Origin of the sequence: Bradyrhizobium betae (genome assembly GCF_050632175.1) — a bacterium.
In the GTDB taxonomy this organism is placed as follows: domain Bacteria; phylum Pseudomonadota; class Alphaproteobacteria; order Rhizobiales; family Xanthobacteraceae; genus Bradyrhizobium; species Bradyrhizobium betae_B.
Window position 1 is genome coordinate 4794515 of record NZ_CP192576.1, and the last position, 17777, is coordinate 4812291.

Genomic DNA, 17777 nt, shown 5'->3' on the forward strand with positions numbered 1-17777 from the left:
TGACGCGGAGAGCGCGCGGGCTCTCACCTCTACTCCGCCGCGGCCGCAAAGCGGCTGTTCTCCAGCTCCGCTTCCAGCCGCGCTTTCTCGGCCCCCGCCAGCTTGATGTTGGCTTCCTTGACGTGCCCGAAGCCGCGAATGGTCTCTGGCACACGGGCGAGCCGCGTCAGCAGCGGAATCTGCTCCGCCTTCAGCCCGGAGATTCGCTGATCGATCATGCCGAGATAGTCCGAAACCAGCTTCCGCTCGGTCCTGCGTTCCTCGCTGCGGCCGAACAAGTCGAGCGCACCGCCCCGCAGGAATTTCAGCTTGGCCAGCAACCGGAAGGCGTGGATCATCCAGCCGCCGAATTCCTTCTTCTGGAGATGCCCGGTCGTCTTGTCGCGCCGCGCGAAGATCGGCGGTGCGAGGTGGAACTTCAGCGAGAAATCGCCGTCGAACTTCTCCGAGACTTTCCTGGCAAAGCTGCCGTCGGTATAGAGCCGCGCGACCTCGTACTCGTCCTTGTAGGACATCAGCTTGAAAAGGTTTTTCGCGACAGCTTCGGTCAGCTCCGTGGACGCGGGCGAAGCGGCGCTCTCCGCCTTGCGCACCTTGGCAACGGCTGCGCGGTAGCGATCCGCGTAGACTTTGTCCTGATAGCCGGTCAGGAACTCCGCGCGGGTGGCGATGATGTCGTCGAGGGACTTCGTCGGCGCACTCGCCCGGCTCTTGAACTGAACCACGCTGCGCACCCGCGACATGTCGTGGGCTGCCAGGCGCCCCCAGGTGAAGGCGAGCTTGTTCATCTCGATCGCGGCGCCGTTGATCTCGATGGCGCGGAGCAGGGCCTCCAGCGACAGCGGAATCGCGCCCTTCTGGAAGGCGAAGCCGAGCATGAAGGGATTGGTCGCGATGCTGTCGCCCATCAGCGCTGAGGCAATGCCTGTCGCGTCGATGATGTCGAGGTTCTTCTCGCCGATCGCGTCGCGCAGCACGGTCTGCATCGTGCCCATCTCGAAATCGAGATCGGGGTTTTGCACGAAGCTCGCGGTCGGCTGCAGGTCGGCATTGATGTAGGCTTTGGTGACCCCGCGTTCGGCGCGGCTGAGCGCGCTCGGACCTGCCGACACGATCATGTCGCATCCGAGAATGACGTCAGCGCCGCCGGTGGTGATGCGGACGGCGGAGATATCCTCGGGCTTCGGCGCGATGCGGACATGGCTCATCACCGCGCCGTTCTTCTGCGACAGGCCGGTGAAGTCCAGCGCCGAACAGCCGCGGCCGTCGACATGGGCGGCCATGCCGAGCAGGGCGCCGATGGTGATGACGCCGGTGCCGCCGATGCCGGTGACGAGGATGTTGTAGGGACCGTCCAGCTCGCGCGCCGGCGGCAGCGGCAGGTCGGCGAACAGCTGCCCTGAATCGACTGACGAGGTCTTGATGCGCTTGAGCGTGCCGCCATGCACGGTGACGAAGCTCGGGCAGAAGCCTTCGACGCAGGAAAAGTCCTTGTTGCAGTTCGACTGGTCGATCTGCCGCTTGCGGCCGAATTCGGTCTCGAGCGGCTGCACCGAGACGCAGTTGGAAGCCTGCGAGCAATCGCCGCAGCCTTCGCAGACGAGCTCGTTGATGAAGGCGCGCTTGGCGGGATCGGGATAGAGCCCGCGCTTGCGGCGGCGGCGCTTTTCTGCGGCGCAGGTCTGGTCGTAGATGAGGACGGTGAGACCCTTGATGTCGCGCAGCTCGCGCTGGACGGCGTCGAGTTCGCGGCGGTGATGTATGGTGGCACCCTGCGGGAAGTAATTGCCATCAGGGTATTTCGTAGGATCGTCGGAGACGATCGCGAGGCGCTTGACGCCCTCGGCCCAGACCTGATGCGCGATCTGCGCGACGTTGAAGGCGCCTTCGGCCGGCTGGCCGCCGGTCATTGCCACGGCGTCGTTGTAGAGGATCTTGTAGGTTATGTTGATGCCCGCGGCAGAGGCGGCGCGCAGCGCGAGCAGCCCGGAATGCGTGTAGGTGCCATCGCCGAGATTCTGGAAGATGTGCTGCTCGGTGGTGAAGGGCGACTGGCCGATCCAGTTCACGCCCTCGGCGCCCATGTGCGAGATCAGATCGGTTCGGCGGGTCGGTATGCTCAGGGCCATGCCGTGGCAGCCGATGCCGGCCATGGCGCGGCTGCCTTCGGGCACTTTCGTCGAAGAGTTGTGAGGGCAGCCCGAGCAGAAGAACGGCGTACGCGCGAGCTTGATCTGCGTCGTGGTGGTGACGGGGTGGTCGAACGCCTCGAGCCGGGCGAGCCGCTGCTCCAGCACCGGGCTGTGATGGCCGAGCTTGCGAAGTCGTGCCACCAGCGCGCCCGCGACGATGGTCGGCGTCAGTTCGCCTTCGCTCGGCAGCAGCGGCGCGCCGCTCTCGTCGCGCTTGCCGGTGACGGTCGGGCGCCGGGACGCATCGATGTTATAGAGGATGCGCATCAGCTGGTCTTCGATGAAGCCGCGCTTCTCCTCGACCACCAGCACGTCCTGCAGACCTTCGGCAAAACGCTTCGCGCCGCTTTCCTCCAGCGGCCAGGTCAGCGCGACCTTGTAGATCCGCAAGCCCAGATCCTGCGCGTCCTTGTCGGTAATGCCGAGATCGGCGAGCGCCTGGCGCAAATCGAGATAGGCCTTGCCGGTCGCGACGATGCCGAGCCGCGCCGGCTTGGAATCGAGCACGATGCGGTCGAGCTGGTTGGCGCGCGCAAAGGCCTGCACCGCGGCCATCTTCGGGCCGAACAGGCGCCGCTCGGCGTCCAGCGGCGGATCGGGCCAGCGGATATTGAGGCCGCCGGGCGGCATCTCGAAATCGTCGGGCAGCTTGATCTGAATTCGCTCGGGGTCGCTGTCAATCGACGCCGAGCTTTCGACGGTCTCGCTGATCGCCTTGAAGCCGACCCAGCAGCCGGAGAAGCGCGACAGCGCGAAGCCGTAGAGGCCGAGGTCGAGATAGTCCTGCAGCGTCGCCGGATTGATCACCGGGATCAGCGCCGCCGCGAACACCTGCTCGCTTTGATGCGCCAGCGTCGAGGACTGGCAGCCATGGTCGTCGCCCGCGAGCGCCAGCACGCCGCCATTGAGCGAGGTGCCGGCCGCATTGGCGTGCTTGAGCGCATCGACCGAGCGGTCGACGCCGGGGCCCTTGCCGTACCAGATGCCGAACACACCATCGACCTTGGCACCGGGAAACAGCCCGACCTGCTGGCTGCCCCAGACCGCGGTCGCGGCGAGATCCTCGTTCAGGCCTGGGACGAAAGCGATGTCGTGCTGCTGGAGGTGTGACTTCGCGCGCCACAACGCGTGGTCGTACATGCCGAGCGGGGAACCGCGATAGCCGGAGATGAAGCCGCCGGTGTTGAGCCCCTGGAGCCGATCGCGTTCGCGCTGCAACATGGGCAATCGAACCAGCGCCTGCGTGCCGGACAGGAAGATCCGCTTCGATTCGAGCCGGTATTTGTCGTCCAGCTCGACCTGCATCAGCGTCATGTCGGAAGTCCTTGTCTTCGTTCGGCTTCAAGTTGGCTTGGGGTTTGCGCTGCGGGAGGGATTGCGGCTGCGCGACGCGAATTATGACAGTCAAGTGCATGGGCCAGCGAAGTCAATACGGCTGGCCGCATCCGTGGCGCTACCGCCAGTCATGGCTGCTTGTGGAGGACGCTCGTATTCGACAAGGCGACGCTAAGGGCTTCGCACGCGCCGTATGAGGAAGTGTATCGGCAACTGGATGGGGCGGGGCGGTAGAGGCAAGGCGTCACAGCGCACCCTCCTCGTCATTCCGTGGCGCGCACGGCGCGGGCCCGGAATCCATCGGGCCGCGAGCCATGACGTGAAATGGATTCCGGGCCCGACACCTGCGGGTCGCCCCGGAATGACGGCGAGTGACCCGCCGCCTCGCCGCTCATCCTTTAAGCAAATGCACGTCGCAAAGCCGTCGCACAGGGAATAAGCAGCGCCCGGTTACTGGCGTAAGTTTCTGACTACGCGACGAATTCTCTCGCGCCGCATGCTCCAAAGCCATTGTACACAATGGCACGGCGTTTGCAGAACTCCTGGCAAAGCGAGTTCTCGCGGGGGCCTTGAGTCATGTTGAACTCAACCAAGCCGACACTGGGCGTCATCAGCGCCGAGCCCGAGCCGATCAAGCTCGATTGGGCGAGTACTGCGCTTCTCATCATCGACATGCAGCGCGATTTCATGGAGCCCGGCGGGTTCGGTGAGACCCTCGGCAATGACGTCAGCCAGCTTGCGCGCGCCGTGAAGCCGATCGGTGCGCTGCTGAACGCGGCGCGCGACAGCGGCATGCTGGTCGTCCACACTCGCGAGGGGCATCTGCCTGATCTTTCCGATGCGCCGCCGGCAAAGGTCGAGCGCGGCGCGCCGAGCCTTCGCATCGGAGATCCCGGCCCGATGGGGCGCATTCTCATTCGCGGCGAGGCCGGTCACGACATCATTCCAGAACTCTATCCGCTCGACAGCGAGGTCGTGATCGACAAGCCGGGCAAGGGCGCGTTCTACGCTACCGAACTCACCGACGTGCTGGAGAAATACGGCATCGAGAATCTCCTCGTGTGCGGCGTCACCACGGAAGTCTGCGTCAACACCACCGTGCGCGAGGCCAACGACCGCGGCTACCGTTGCGTCGTCGTCTCGGACGGCTGCGCATCCTACTTTCCCGAGTTTCACGAGATGGGCCTGAAAATGATCAAGGCCCAGGGCGGCATCTTCGGCTGGGTCGCGGACTCAGCCGCAGTACTGGAGGCGATGAAGATTTCGACCACATAGGGGTATGACCATGAGCACAGTGACGGGGACGGCCGGCAAATCCGAGAGCAATACGTCCGAGTTCAAGCCGGCACTATGGACACCGGGCGACTGGAACGCGTTTTTCGGCTTCGGCACCAACATCCTCGTCAACATGCTGGTGCTCACGGGCCTGTTGCGCTTCGTCTTGAAGATGCCTGACAGTCTCGTGTTCGGCCGCATCCTGCCTGCGCTCGGGCTGATGATGTGCCTGTCGACCTTCTACTACGCGTATCTCGCCTATCGCCTCGCGCAGAAGACCGGCCGCACCGACGTCTGTGCGCTGCCATCGGGCGTCAGCGTGCCGCACATGTTCATCGTCACCTTCGTGATCATGCTGCCGATCACCATCAAGACCGGCGATCCGCTGAAGGGCTGGTCGGCAGGTCTCGTCTGGGTGTTTTTCCAGAGCTTCATTCTCATGATCGGTGGCTTCATCGCGCCGTTCATTCGCAGGATCACGCCGCGTGCGGCGCTGCTCGGTACGCTTGCCGGCGTCTCCGTCACCTTCATCTCGATGCGTCCGGCGCTCGAAATGTACATGACGCCGCAGATCGGCCTGGTCTGCTTCGCCATCATCCTGGTGAGCTGGTTCGGCGGGGTGAAATACTGGCGCGGCATTCCCGCCGGACTCGTCGCGATCGCGGTCGGCATGGTCATCGCCTGGGGCTCGAACCTGTTCGGCCTCGGTCTTGGCGGCTTGAGCGTCAAGGGCGTCGGTGACGCCTTCGCAAACTTCGGCTTCTCGGTGCCGATCCCGGCGGTGGGCTACGTCTTCTCCGGTTTCGAATTCCTCGGCGTCATCCTGGTCACCGCCATTCCGTTCGGCATCTACGACCTCGTCGAGGCCATGGACAATGTCGAGAGCGCGGAAGCGGCCGGCGACGAATATCCGACCACGCGCGTGCTGACCGCCGACGGCGTCGTCAGCCTGATCGGCTGCCTGATGGGCAACCCCTTCATCAACGCCGTCTATATCGGTCATCCCGGCTGGAAAGCGATGGGTGGCCGCATCGGCTATTCGGCTGCGACCGGCATCATGGTGGTCGTGCTGGCGTGGTTCGGCATCATCTCGGTCCTGCTGGCACTCGTGCCCGTCGTCGCGATCTCGCCGATCCTGCTCTATATCGGCATGCTGATCGGCGCGCAGGCGTTCCAGACGACACCGGTCAAGCACGCGCCGGCGATCGTGCTGGCCCTGACGCCGCATCTGGCCGCCTGGGCCAAGCTCCAGATTGATACGATGCTGGGCTCGACCATGATGGCGGCGACCTCGGTCGGTGGTCTCGCCGCCGACAAGGCCGACGCGGTCAAGGCCGCGGCGATCGCAGCGCTGCCGCAGCAGGGCGTGTTCTATCACGGACTCGAAGTCATGGGCGGCGGCTCCATCCTCGGCGGCCTCATCCTCGGCGCGATCGGAGTGTTCATCATCGAGCGCGACTTCGAGAAGGCATCAAGCTTCGCCCTGGTCGGCGCCGTTCTCACCTACTTCGGCTTCATGCACGGTGAAGCCGTCGGCATCGGTGGCGGCTTCGGCGTCACGCCCGCGGTGGCACTCGCCTATGCGGTGATGGCAGCCGGTCTGTTCGCGGCCAGCAAGCTCGGCGCCACCGAGCACTATGCCGCGCATCCGGAGCTGCACGCCGCACCGGCGGAGTAGGCGCGACCTGGGTGCTTGCGAGACGGCCGGGAAATATCCCCGGCCGTTTTCCTCTCAGGGCCGAATGGCCGGCGTTTCCATCGGCAGGCCGCGCGCCCGCGACATCAGATAAAGCTCGAGGGCGACCAGTTCAGGCGAGCCATAATCAAAGGCCTGGGCGCGAACGCCGGTCATGCAGCTGCGCAAGCGCCGCTCCTGTGATCCCAGCGTCTGCCATTCCAGCCGATAGAGCGGATAGCCGGTCGGCTGCGCCTGCGTGATCGGTGCGCCGGCGAGGCGCTTGTCGAAATTGTCGTCGTGGCAATTGGCGCAGGCGAGGTTGAGCTGGCCCTCGCGCTGCATGAAGAGGTCGCGGCCCTGTTTGACGAAGGGCTTCAGCTCCGGATCGTCGCCAGCCGTGATCGCGACGCCGCGCGACTGGTGAGCGACGAAGGCGGACAGTGCCAGGAGGTCGCGGCTCTCGTAAGGCAGTGGCGCTGCCTGCTGATGATCAGCGCGGCAGAGATTGATGCGCTGGTCGAGCGTGACGGGGCGGCTGAGCGGTTTGTCGAAGGCGGGGTAGCGCGCCGCGACGCCCTTCATGCTGGTGCGCGCGTCGCCATGGCAGTCGGCACAGGATTTGTCGGCTCCGCCAGTCTTCCTTCCCCACAGAGCTTCGCCGTCGAGCACGAACAGCATGCCCGGATTGGACGTGTCGTCGTCCTGCATGGCGCGCGTCTCGGGCCCCATGAAGGAATAGCCGGAGCGGCGCGCCTCGGGCGCAATTTCGCCGGCGAGCAGGGCGGGGGTCACGGTCAGCAGCGCCGCTGCCGCTATCGCGCGCCAAAAATCATTCGACCGTGATCGATGCCGACGCGGTGGATGAATAGCCGTTGTCGCCGATCCATTCGAACTCGAACTTGCCGCTCTCCTGCACGACTGTGAAGAAGGACAAATACGGGTTGGCAGCGATCGCCGGAAACAAATCCGCGCGGAAGACCTCGGTGCCGTTGTAGCGGCAGGTAAAGCTGGTGATGATGTCGCGCGGGACCAGCGCGCCGTCCATGGTGTGGCGAAAGCCGGTTTCCATGATGTGCGAGGTCAGCGTGCGGATCTCGATGACGTCGCCGCGTCTGGCCCTGGCGGGGACGTTGATGAGGGCGGCCATCAGTTCACCTCCTCGGTGCAGGCGGCCAGGGTCACGACCACGTCGGCGGCAACCTGCCAGAACGTGTCGTCGGAAAGCCGCGCGATTGCCACCACCTTCTGGGTGTCGGCGAGCCGGATCCGGGTCGAGACCTGGGCACGTCCGGAGGAGGGGGTGAGATAGAAATTGGCGATGTTCGGCTGCGGGTTCTTCTCGTTGAAGACGTGGATGCTCTTGACGTAGTCGGTCGCCGTCATGGGGCTCGCGACGCTCACCGTCATCGGCACCGTGTTGCCGTTCTCGACCAGCGGTGGAATGTCGAGCTTCATCTTGCCGTTGCGGATCGACGCTTCACCGACGACATTGCGGATCGCGGTGCTGAGCATTGCCGGTGTCGCCTCGAGCGGCCGCAGCGTGAAGATCGGGATCGTCCCGGCCACCGTCACGCTCCCGGCAAGGCTCAAGAATTGTCGTCGCGTGGCTGGCATGAACAGTCCTAGTCCCGAAGCGTTGCAAGAAAGGCCACGATGTCCTCGATTTCCGCAGCCGATAATATCGGCTTGCCGTCGAAATTGCGTCCGACGCGGACGAGGCCCGCGTTGCGATAATAGGACGGCATGATCGTCTCCGCGTTGAAGCGTGAGGCGTCAACCAGCCGAAGCCGCAACTGGCTCGCCGTCCAGCGGTTTCCGGTGCCGGCAAGATCGGGCGCGAGGTCGCCCTGGAACCGCGCTTCCGGAAACGGGCCGGAATGGCAGAGGATACAGGTCGTCGTGCGCGCCAGCACCAATGCGCGGCCGCGTGCGGCATCACCGGTCGAGCCTGTGAGCGATTCTGCGATGCCGTCGCCGGCGATCTTGTAAGGCACAAGCTCGTCCGCGTTGGCAGCGCAGGCAACGCTGATGGCGATCAGCGCTGCGATATGGACGGGTGCTCTAGCCAAAAGTGTCCGCCGTGATGGTTTGAAACCAGCGCTCCGCCTCGGCGGCCTCGCGAGTGCGCGTCTCGCGCGGCGCATCGACCGGGCTGGTCGCGCCGCCCTCGACCTCGGCAAAGATATCGCCCTTCGGCTGGTAGTTCCCGGCAAGCGAGAAGCCGTAACCGGGTGCGACGGTGTTGTAGCAGACGCCGTTCAGGCGCGGCGTTTCCGGCGCACGGCCCGCGAGGAGGTTGACGATGGTGGCCGCGCAGGCCTTGCCTTGCGCGCTCGCGGCGGAGGCCGATTTGGGGATGCCGCCGCCGAGACAGGCGTCGCCGATGACGTGGATGTTGGGGACGAGCTTTGACTCGAAGGTCACAGGATCGATCGGGCACCAGCCGGTCGCATCCGCAGCGCCCGCGACCTCGGCGATGTGCCCGGCCCGCTGCGGCGGGATGACATTGGCGACGTCGGGCGTGTAGTTGCCGAACTCGGTGACGATGGTCCGGGTCGAAGGATCGACCGATGTGACGCGACCGCCCTGCGACAGTCCCACGCGCTCGATCATGTCGCCGTAGAGCTCTTTCCAGGCCTGCTCGAACAGCCGCTGCTGCGAAAAATTGTCCTTGGCATCGAGGATAAGCACTTTTGAGCGCGGCTTCTTCGTCTTCAGGTAGTGGGCGATCAGGCTGGCGCGCTCGTAAGGTGCCGGCGGACAGCGTGAGGGATTGGCGGGGATGGCGATGGCGACCGTACCGCCATCGTCCATCGCCTCCAGTTGCCGGCGGAGCAGCAGTGTCTGAGGGCCGGCCTTCCAGGCGTGCGGCATCTTCTCCGAGGTGGTCCCGTCGTAGCCGGGCAGGGCTTCGAAGTTGAAGTCGATGCCGGGAGAGAGCACGAGACGGTCGTAGGGCAGAGCAACGCCATCAGCCGTCATGACGCTGCGTAGCTGCGGTTCGATCGTGGTCACGGCCTCGCCGATCACGATGATGCCCTCCGCGGCGAGCCTGTCATAGTCAAACTGTTGGGCGTGAATATCGCGCAAGCCCGCGACCACCTCGTTGCTGAAAGGGCAGGAGGTGAAGACCGCGTTGGGTTCGATCAGGATGACCTGCAAGTTGGCCTGCGCACGCTTGAGCGCACGCGCACAGGCTGCGCCGCCAAAGCCGCCGCCGACCACGACGATGCGCCCCGCCGATTGTGCACGCAGGATCGAGGGTGTGGCGAGCGATGTGGCTACAGCGGTGATGCCGAGGAGGGCATTCCGCCGTGTCACCGGCACATTCATGGGTCTTGTCCAGAAAATAATGCGGCGGCCGATGTGGCCGCCGCAGTGTCTCCTACGCGAAAGTGATGTTCTGGTCGCGCAGTGGCACCGAACGGATGCGCTTGCCCGTCGCCGCGAAATAGGCGTTGAGCACCGCCGGTGCCGCAACCCCGATGGTCGGCTCGCCGACGCCGCCCCAGAATCCGCCGCTCGGCACCATCACCGATTCCACCTTCGGCATCTCGTTGATGCGCATTGAGTTGTAGGTGTCGAAGTTGGTTTGCTCGATCTTGCCGTCCTTGACGGTGCAGCCGCCGTAGAACAGCGCGGACAGGCCGTAGACGAAGGAGCCGGCGATTTGCCGCTCCACCTGTGCCGGGTTCACGACATAGCCGGGATCAGTGGAGGCGACGATGCGATGCACCTTGATCTTGTTGCCATCGGTCACCGAGATCTCGGCGGCGCCGGCAACATAGCTGCCATAGCCCATGACCTGCGCAATACCGCGATAGACGCCTTTCGGCGCCGGCGTGGTCCAGCCGATTTTCTCGGCCACGGCATTGAGCACCGCCAGATGCTTGGGATGCTTGCCCATCAGCTTGCGGCGGAATTCGAGCGGGTCCTGGCCTGCGGCCTGGGCCAGCTCGTCCATGAAGCACTCCATGTAGATCGCGTTGTGATTGACGTTCACGCCGCGCCAGAAGCCGGGCGGAACGTGCGGGTTGCGCATCGCATGCTCGACCAGGAGATTGGGCACCGAGTAACCGAACGCGGCCTCGCCGGACTGGGCGACGCCCTGGAATGCGGCCGGATCCATGCCGTTCTGTAGCGCTTCGGGACGCAGCGAGAACAGGATCGACTGCCCGGACAGGCGGTAGTGCAAAGCGACCAGATTGTTGTCGGCGTCGAACGCGCCGGTCATCTTACACTGGGTGATCGGATGATACCGGCCGTGCGCCATGTCCTCTTCACGCGACCACACCAGCTTGATCGGCGTGCCCGGCATCTGCTTGGCGATCATGACCGCCTGGCGGACATAGTCGGTCTGGCCGCGCCGGCCAAAGCCGCCGCCGGGCATCACCTTGTGTACGTCGCACTTGTCCGCCGGCAGGCCGAGGCTTCGAGCGTGGCCGCGAAGGCCGCCTCGCCATTCTGCGTGCCGCACCAGACCTCGCATTTGTCCGTCGTGTAGATCGCGGTGGCGTTCATCGGCTCCATGGTGGCGTGGTTCTGGTAGGGATAGCTGTAGACGGCCTCGACCTTCTTGGCGGCGCCGGCGATCGCCGCTTTCGCGTCACCGTTCTTGTTGCCGACATAGGCGGGCTGGTCGTTGTCGAGGCCCTCGGCCAGCCACTTTGCGATCGACTCGCTGGAAACCTTGGCGTTGTCGCCTTCGTCCCAGACGATCGGCAGCGCATCGAGCGCGGTCTTGGCGTGCCACCAGGTGTCGGCAACGACCGCGACCGCGGTATCGCCGACCTTGACGACCTTCTTGACGCCTTTCATGTTGGCGACCTTGGCTTCGTCATAGCTCTTCAGCTTGCCGCCGAACACCGGGCAGTCCTTGATCGCGGCGTTCAGCATGCCCGGCAGCTTGACGTCGATGCCGTAGACCATCGTGCCGGTGGTCTTGTCGGCAGTGTCGAGCCGCAGCAGGCCCTTGCCGATGATCGTCCAGTCCTTGGGATCCTTGAGCTTGACCTCGGCCGGCGGTGTCAGCTTGGCCGCGGCTTCGGCGACCTTGCCGTAAGTCGTCGTCTTGCCCGATGCCTTGTGCGTGATGACGCCCCTGGCGACGGTGCATTCGGAAGCCGGCACCTTCCATTCGTCGGCCGCGGCCTGGATCAGCATCACGCGGGCGGTGGCCCCGCCTTTTCGGACATAGTCCTGCGACGAGCGGATGCCGCGGCTGCCGCCGGTCGAGAAATCACCCCAGACGCGCTTGCGGGCGACGCTCTGGCCAGGGGTCGGATATTCTGTCGTCACCTTCGACCAGTCGCATTCGAGTTCCTCGGCGACGAGCTGGGCGAGGCCGGTGAGCGAGCCCTGGCCCATCTCGGAGCGGGCAATGCGGATCACCACGGTGTCGTCGGGCCGGACCACGACCCAGGCGTTGACCTCGGGTGAGCCGTCGGCGGCGCGCACCACGGCGGGGCCGCCGAAGGGGATGTCGAGGCCGATTGCGAGGCCGGTGCCAACAGCGGCGGTGCCGACGACGAAGGCGCGGCGGTTCATCCTGGGAGAGATATGCGTGTTCATGTGACGGCTCCTTAGGCGCTGGCGATCGTGTGGATCGCTTCGCGCACCTGCTGGAAGGTGCCGCAGCGGCAGATATTGGTGATGGCCTCGTCGATGTCGGCGTCGGTCGGCTTCGGCTTCTCATTGAGGAGCGCCGCCACGGCCATGATCATGCCGCTCTGGCAATAGCCGCATTGCGGAACGTCCTTGGCGATCCAGGCTGCCTGTACCTTGTGCAGCGTGTCGCCGGATGCGAGCCCCTCGATCGTGGTGATCTTCTTGCCCTCGGCCTCACCGACCGAAATGCCGCAGGAGCGGGTGGCGACGCCGTCCATGTGAACGGTGCAGGCGCCGCACTGTGCAATGCCGCAGCCATATTTGGTTCCGGTCAGGCCGGCATTCTCACGGATCGCCCAGAGCAGCGGCGTATCCGGCTCGACGTCGAGCGTGAAGGTTTTTCCGTTGATTGTTAGGTTTGCCATCGCAAGTCCCCTGATTGGCCCAATCCACCGAATGGACTCAGGGGCGCAATGTGTCCGGCATATTGGAACTGTTCAAATCAATAGTCCGCGGGGTGGCTATCGAAGATTCGCGTGGCTGAGGGAAGATCATGGGAACTGCGGTGTTTGGCCTCGCCCGGGGCGCGAAGGCTGTGAGATCTCTCTCCGGGCGCCAATGCCCGGCTTGGGACGACGGTCCGGGGTGTTCCGCTGCGTTGCGGCGACAGTTTGTCCGCATTGCCGGGGTGCAAGACCGAAACGCTTTGCTACACTGCAGCCGAGTCAGAAGGAGTTCCATAAACTTGGCAAGCCCCTGCAATGTGCTGATGCTCTATCCGCTGTTTACGGCGGAGTCTTTCTGGAGCTTTGGCGAGTCCTGCAAATTGATGGGCGTGAAGCGCCCCGCCGCGCCCCTCGGCCTGATCACGGTCGCCGCGATGTTGCCCGAGGACTGGACTGTCCGGCTGATCGATTGCAACACGGCGTCCTTCGGTGAGGACGATCTCGCGTGGGCCGATGTCGTCTTCACCGGCGGAATGATGCCGCAGCAAGCCGACACGCTGCGCCTGATCGACGTGTGCCGCGCCGCGGGCAAGCCGGTGGTGGTCGGCGGCCCCGATCCCACCTCCAGCCCGCACGTCTACGAGAAGGCCGACTTCCGGGTGCTCGGCGAGGCCGAAAGCGTCATCGACGAGTTCATCGCGGCCTGGGAGGGCGGTGCACGCTCCGGCCTTTTCATTGCGCCGAAATTCCAGGCCGACGTCACCAGGACGCCGGTGCCGCGGTTCGACCTGCTCAAGTTCGAGGACTATCTCTATCTCGGTGTGCAGTATTCGCGCGGCTGCCCGTTCACCTGCGAGTTCTGCGACATCATCGAGCTCTACGGACGCGTGCCGCGGACCAAGACGGGCGAGCAGATGCTGGTCGAGCTCGAGAGACTCTACCAGATGGGCTATCGCGGCCATCTCGACTTCGTCGACGACAATTTCATCGGCAACAAGAAGTCGCTGCGGCTTTTCCTGCCGCAACTGGCCGAATGGCAGCGCGCGCACGGCTACCCCTTCGAATTGTCGACTGAAGCCTCGGTCAATCTCGCCGACGATCCTGAATTGCTCGACCTGATGGGGGCCGCCAATTTCTTTGCCGTCTTTGTCGGCATCGAAAGTCCGGATCCCGCAACCCTGGTCGCGATGCGGAAGAAGCAGAACACACGGCGCAACATCGCCGACAGCATCCACAAGATCTACGCCGCGGGCATGCTCGTCACCGCGGGCTTCATCGTCGGTTTCGACAACGAGAAGGTCGCGATGGCCGATGCCATGATCGACTTCATCGAGGAGGCCGCGATCCCGGTCGCGATGGTCGGCCTGCTCTATGCGTTGCCGAACACGCAGCTCACGCGGCGTCTCGCCAAGGAAGGCCGGCTACACGCAGGCCACGATATTGCCCCGGCCACGGGCGGCGATCAGTGCACCGGCGGTATCAATTTCGATCCGGTCCGGCCGTTGCGCGATATCCTGACCGACTACAAGACGGTGCTGGAGCGTATCTACAGCCCCGCGGCTTATGCGGGCCGTGTCGACAAGTTGATGACGCTGCTTGATCGCTCCAGGCAGCGCGACGAACTCGTCGAGGGTGATATTCGCTCCCAGATCGGCGCGATGGAGACCGTGCACCGCGTGGTCACCGCGCTTCCCGAGGCGCGCGGGCCGCTCTGGCAGACCTTCATGAACTGCGCCAAGCGCGACACGTCATCGGCGCGCATCGCGGTGCAGATGATCGCCGCCTATGCGCATCTCGGGCCGTTCTCGCGCAAGGTCATCGAGGCCATCGACGTGCGTTTGGCCGAGTTGGACGATCCGGCCGTGATCCCGATGGCGACGATCGAAGCGCCGGCAGCCCGGCATCTGGCCTGAGAGCCTCATTTCACGGCCAGCCGCAGGAAGCTCATCACGCTGCCGAGCGCGGCAAAGCCGGCGCCGAGCGCGAGCGCCACTGTTGCTCCCTCGTGGCCGGCGAGGCCGAAGCAGGCCGCGGCGAGTGCCGCACCCGTCGTCTGTCCCGTCAGGCGCGCGGTGGCGACGATGCCGGAAGCGCTGCCGCTGCGGTGGGGCGGTGCGCTCGACATGACCGCCTTCATGTTGGGCGCCTGGAAGAAGCCGAACCCCATGCCGCAGATCACCATCCGCCAGATGATGTCGGCGATGGCAGGATTGGCCGGGAGCATCGCAAGCAGCGCCATGCCGAGGCCGAGCAGCACGAGGCCGATGCCGCCGAGCAGGCCGACGGCATAGCGATCCGAGAGGCGCCCGGCGATCGGCGCCATGATGCCCACCACCAGCGGCCATGGCGTCATGAAGAAACCGGTCTCGACCTGCGAGCGGCCCAGCACGTCCTCGAAGTAGAACGGCAGCGAGACGAAGGCGAGGCCCTGCACGGCGAAGGAGCACACCGCGGTTGCTGCCGACAGCGCGAACATCGGCCGGGCGAACAGATCGATCGGCAGCATCGGCGCGGGATGGTCGGCATGGCGGCGCATCAGGATGAAGCCGAGCACGAGGGCCGCGACCAACTCGATGCCCACGATGACAGGCGACAGATTGTGCGCGGCGCTGCCGATGCCGGTGATGAACAGGCCGAGGCAGGCTGACGCCAGCGCCGCGCCGAGAAAATCAAAGCCGTGATCGGCGCGCGGCGTCTTCGGCAGCATCGCAAAGCCGATGCCGGTGGCGACGAGACCGAACGGGATGTTGACGGCGAACAGCCATGGCCACGGGCCGAGTGCGAGAATGGCCGAGGCGACCGAAGGCCCGAAGGTGAACGCGGTCGCGACCACCAGTGCGTTGTGGCCGAAGCCGCGGCCGAGCATCCGGCCGGGATAGACGAAGCGCACCAGCGCCGTGTTGACGCTCATGATGCCGCTGGCCCCGAGGCCCTGCAGCGTGCGCGCCACCAGCAGGCTGTCGAGCGACCATGCCACCGCGCAGAACAGCGAGGCGATGGTGAACAGGATCAGGCCGCCGAGATAGATGCGCTGGTGCCCGACGATCTCGCCGAGCGCCCCGAGCGGCAGCAGCGTCGCCACCAGTGCGATCTGGTAGACGTTGACCACCCAGACCGACTGCTCCGGCGAGACATGCAGGTCGGCGGCAATGGCGGGCAGCGCGATGTTGGCGATCGCGGTGTCGAGCGAGGCCATCGCCAGCGCGGTGAAGATGGCCGCGATCGCCCAGCGCCGCTGCGCGGGCGGCAGGCCATCGGCAACGGTGTGGTCGGGCTCGCGCGCGGCGGCAGGTAACGTGATTGTCATTGCGTTCGCGCGTTGCTCCGGCGGCGTGGCGATAGCGGACTTTGGCATGTACTACGGCGGGGCCTGCTTCCACAGGCATACGCTTGCATGCTGTGTATGCGCGAAGGTGAGGCGATGATTCCGGGCGCCGGCGTATGATCGCGCCAACTCTGCAATTTTGGGGAAACGCCATGCAACTCGTCGTTCTGCCCGGTGACGGCATCGGACCGGAGATCACGACCGCGACATCGGGCGTGCTGCGCGCGGCCTCCGAGCGCTTCCAGCTCAACCTGCGGCTGGAGGAGCATGCGGTCGGGCATGCGAGCCTGAAACAGTTTGGCACCACCGTGCGCCCCGAGTTGCTCGACATCGTTCGCGCCGCCGACGGCCTGATCCTCGGGCCGACCGCGACCTTCGACTTCAAGGACGAGGCGCATGGCGAGATCAATCCGTCGAGGCATTTCCGCAAGAACCTCGACCTCTACGCCAATGTCCGGCCCGCGCGCACCTATGCCGGGCGGCCCGGCCGATTCGGCGATTTCGACCTCGTCGTGGTGCGCGAGAACACGGAGGGGTTTTACGCCGACCGCAACATGGAGCAGGGCAACGGCGAGATGCTGGTCACGCCCGACGTCGTGATCTCGCTGCGCCGGATCACCCGTCTGTGCTGCGAGCGCATTGCGCACGCCGCCTGCCGTCTGGCGATGAAGCGGCGCAAGCATCTCACCATCGTGCACAAGGCCAATGTGCTCAGGATCGGTGACGGCATGTTCCTCGACATCTGCCGCGCCGCCGCCAAGGACTATCCCGGCCTCAGCGTCGACGACATCCTCGTCGACGCCATGATGGCGCATGTGGTGCGCAGCCCCGATCGGTTCGACGTCATCGTCGCCACCAACATGTTCGGCGACATCCTGTCCGATCTCACCGCGGAGCTGTCAGGCAGCCTCGGCCTCGGCGGCTCGCTCAATGTCGGCGACCGCTATGCCATGGCGCAGGCCGCGCACGGCTCGGCGCCCGACATTGCCGGCCAGGACGTCGCCAATCCGGTCTCGCTGATCCTGTCGACGGCGCTGCTGCTGGCCTGGCACGGCGAGACAACCGGCGCGGTGCGTTACGAGGAGGCGGCGCGTGCGATCGAGGCGGCGGTGGCGAAGGCGCTTCGCGAGGGCAGGGCGACGCGCGATGTCGGCGGCAAGCTCGGCACGAGCGCGGCGGGGGCCGCGATCGCGGAGATCCTGCAGACGGAGTGAGGCGGTCTCGCGAATTTTTTCGCGGGCCCATGATTTTTTTCGTTGGCCCAGGACAAAGCGTCGAAAACAACCCCATGCACAGTAGATGGCCCCTTGATCGATAAGGGATTTTCGAACGGCGTCCGCGACCGCGTGCGTGACCGTGATCACGTTGACCCGTCGGGCAAAACACTGGCATGATGTGATCGTGGCGGAGATCGGGACGTGAGCGCATGAGTGCGTGGTGTCCTGCGGCGAGACACGCTGCTGACCGCGAACATCTTCAGTGAGTTGACCTATGAAGTCTGAGAGCGATGGCATCAACCTCGCGGCCACGCCAACCGGAACGGGTTGCGTGGAATGCTCGGCCGCGGGCGGGTGGTGGTTTCATCTTCGCAGATGCGTCGAATGCGGTCACATCGGCTGCTGCGATACGTCGCCCAATCAGCACGCAACGAAGCACAACGCGGCGACGGGTCACCCTGTTATCACCAGCTTCGAGCCGGGCGAACGATGGTTTTACGACTATCGCACAGGAGAGGCCTTCGCCGGGCCGAAGCTGCAAGGCCCTCAATCGCATCCGCTGGATCAACCGGTGCCCGGACCGGCCGGGGCGGTGCCTCCGGACTGGCAAACACTGCTGCATGAATAGGCGGTAGCGAAAGGCCTCTAGAGGGCCGGGCGTCGGCGTTGCAGCCCGATCTTCGCAGCGTCATGGGGATGGGT

13 protein-coding genes and 1 pseudogene are annotated in these 17777 nt (G+C 65.1%); 5 read left to right on the plus strand and 9 right to left on the minus strand.

Annotation, left to right across the window (positions count from 1 at the left end):
- Positions 1–29: 29 nt before the first annotated feature.
- Positions 30–3506 carry an indolepyruvate ferredoxin oxidoreductase family protein gene (locus tag ACQ86E_RS23140; RefSeq protein ID WP_431201964.1) on the minus strand — a complete coding sequence of 1159 codons (3477 nt, stop codon included), beginning with the start codon at positions 3504–3506 and terminating at the stop codon, positions 30–32.
- A 597-nt stretch (positions 3507–4103) separates the two neighbouring features.
- On the opposite strand from ACQ86E_RS23140, the gene ACQ86E_RS23145 reads away from it, so the two are divergent.
- Together ACQ86E_RS23145 and ACQ86E_RS23150 are read left to right on the plus strand one after the other, a co-directional pair.
- Complete coding sequence (locus ACQ86E_RS23145) at positions 4104–4802, plus strand: cysteine hydrolase family protein (protein WP_431201965.1); 699 nt, start codon at positions 4104–4106, stop codon at positions 4800–4802.
- Positions 4803–4812: 10 nt separating this feature from the next.
- The gene (locus ACQ86E_RS23150; RefSeq protein ID WP_431201966.1) at positions 4813–6480 is read left to right on the plus strand and encodes a regulator; all 1668 of its coding nucleotides are present in this window, start codon (positions 4813–4815) and stop codon (positions 6478–6480) included.
- A gap of 54 nt (positions 6481–6534) precedes the next feature.
- Here the strand turns inward: ACQ86E_RS23150 and soxA are convergent, their stop codons facing one another.
- From soxA to ACQ86E_RS23185, 7 genes and pseudogenes are all read right to left on the minus strand, one after another.
- The gene (gene soxA / locus ACQ86E_RS23155; protein WP_431206538.1) at positions 6535–7281 is read right to left on the minus strand and encodes a sulfur oxidation c-type cytochrome SoxA; all 747 of its coding nucleotides are present in this window, start codon (positions 7279–7281) and stop codon (positions 6535–6537) included.
- 28 nt (positions 7282–7309) lie between these two features.
- Positions 7310–7627, minus strand: a complete 318-nt coding sequence (gene soxZ / locus ACQ86E_RS23160) for a thiosulfate oxidation carrier complex protein SoxZ (RefSeq protein ID WP_431201967.1) — start codon at positions 7625–7627, stop codon at positions 7310–7312.
- Complete coding sequence (locus tag ACQ86E_RS23165; protein WP_431201968.1) at positions 7627–8094, minus strand: SoxY-related AACIE arm protein; 468 nt, start codon at positions 8092–8094, stop codon at positions 7627–7629. Before ACQ86E_RS23165 ends, soxZ begins: the two co-directional genes overlap by 1 nt.
- Positions 8095–8102: 8 nt before the next feature.
- Complete coding sequence (gene soxX, locus ACQ86E_RS23170; protein WP_431201969.1) at positions 8103–8549, minus strand: sulfur oxidation c-type cytochrome SoxX; 447 nt, start codon at positions 8547–8549, stop codon at positions 8103–8105.
- Positions 8542–9813 carry an FCSD flavin-binding domain-containing protein gene (locus tag ACQ86E_RS23175; protein WP_431201970.1) on the minus strand — a complete coding sequence of 424 codons (1272 nt, stop codon included), beginning with the start codon at positions 9811–9813 and terminating at the stop codon, positions 8542–8544. Before ACQ86E_RS23175 ends, soxX begins: the two co-directional genes overlap by 8 nt.
- Positions 9814–9865: 52 nt before the next feature.
- Positions 9866–12051, minus strand: a pseudogene (locus ACQ86E_RS23180) (molybdopterin cofactor-binding domain-containing protein).
- Between the two features lie 11 nt (positions 12052–12062).
- Positions 12063–12512, minus strand: a complete 450-nt coding sequence (locus tag ACQ86E_RS23185; RefSeq protein WP_151642905.1) for a (2Fe-2S)-binding protein — start codon at positions 12510–12512, stop codon at positions 12063–12065.
- A gap of 314 nt (positions 12513–12826) precedes the next feature.
- Between ACQ86E_RS23185 and ACQ86E_RS23190 the strand changes: the two genes are divergently transcribed.
- A complete protein-coding gene (locus ACQ86E_RS23190) occupies positions 12827–14446 on the plus strand; it encodes a B12-binding domain-containing radical SAM protein (protein WP_431206539.1) in 1620 nt (539 codons plus the stop codon).
- Positions 14447–14451: 5 nt separating this feature from the next.
- Here the strand turns inward: ACQ86E_RS23190 and ACQ86E_RS23195 are convergent, their stop codons facing one another.
- Positions 14452–15840, minus strand: a complete 1389-nt coding sequence (locus tag ACQ86E_RS23195; protein WP_431201971.1) for an MFS transporter — start codon at positions 15838–15840, stop codon at positions 14452–14454.
- 170 nt (positions 15841–16010) lie between these two features.
- Here ACQ86E_RS23195 and ACQ86E_RS23200 point away from each other — a divergent pair, with 170 nt between their 5' ends.
- Together ACQ86E_RS23200 and ACQ86E_RS23205 are read left to right on the plus strand one after the other, a co-directional pair.
- Positions 16011–17072 (plus strand): isocitrate/isopropylmalate dehydrogenase family protein, encoded by a 1062-nt coding sequence (locus ACQ86E_RS23200; protein WP_431201972.1) that lies wholly within the window; start codon positions 16011–16013, stop codon positions 17070–17072.
- Between the two features lie 277 nt (positions 17073–17349).
- Positions 17350–17703 carry a UBP-type zinc finger domain-containing protein gene (locus ACQ86E_RS23205; RefSeq protein WP_431201973.1) on the plus strand — a complete coding sequence of 118 codons (354 nt, stop codon included), beginning with the start codon at positions 17350–17352 and terminating at the stop codon, positions 17701–17703.
- Positions 17704–17777: the final 74 nt, after the last annotated feature.

Excerpts from the sequence above, each read along its gene's own strand:
- ACQ86E_RS23145 (WP_431201965.1), top strand. The coding sequence starts at position 4,104 with ATGTTGAACTCAACCAAGCCGACACTGGGCGTCATCAGCGCCGAGCCC.
- ACQ86E_RS23185 (WP_151642905.1), bottom strand. The coding sequence starts at position 12,512 with ATGGCAAACCTAACAATCAACGGAAAAACCTTCACGCTCGACGTCGAG.
- ACQ86E_RS23165 (WP_431201968.1), bottom strand. The coding sequence starts at position 8,094 with ATGCCAGCCACGCGACGACAATTCTTGAGCCTTGCCGGGAGCGTGACG.
- ACQ86E_RS23205 (WP_431201973.1), top strand. The coding sequence starts at position 17,350 with ATGAAGTCTGAGAGCGATGGCATCAACCTCGCGGCCACGCCAACCGGA.
- ACQ86E_RS23140 (WP_431201964.1), bottom strand. The coding sequence starts at position 3,506 with ATGACGCTGATGCAGGTCGAGCTGGACGACAAATACCGGCTCGAATCG.
- ACQ86E_RS23175 (WP_431201970.1), bottom strand. The coding sequence starts at position 9,813 with ATGAATGTGCCGGTGACACGGCGGAATGCCCTCCTCGGCATCACCGCT.
- ACQ86E_RS23200 (WP_431201972.1), top strand. The coding sequence starts at position 16,011 with ATGCAACTCGTCGTTCTGCCCGGTGACGGCATCGGACCGGAGATCACG.
- ACQ86E_RS23195 (WP_431201971.1), bottom strand. The coding sequence starts at position 15,840 with ATGACAATCACGTTACCTGCCGCCGCGCGCGAGCCCGACCACACCGTT.
- ACQ86E_RS23150 (WP_431201966.1), top strand. The coding sequence starts at position 4,813 with ATGAGCACAGTGACGGGGACGGCCGGCAAATCCGAGAGCAATACGTCC.
- soxZ (WP_431201967.1), bottom strand. The coding sequence starts at position 7,627 with ATGGCCGCCCTCATCAACGTCCCCGCCAGGGCCAGACGCGGCGACGTC.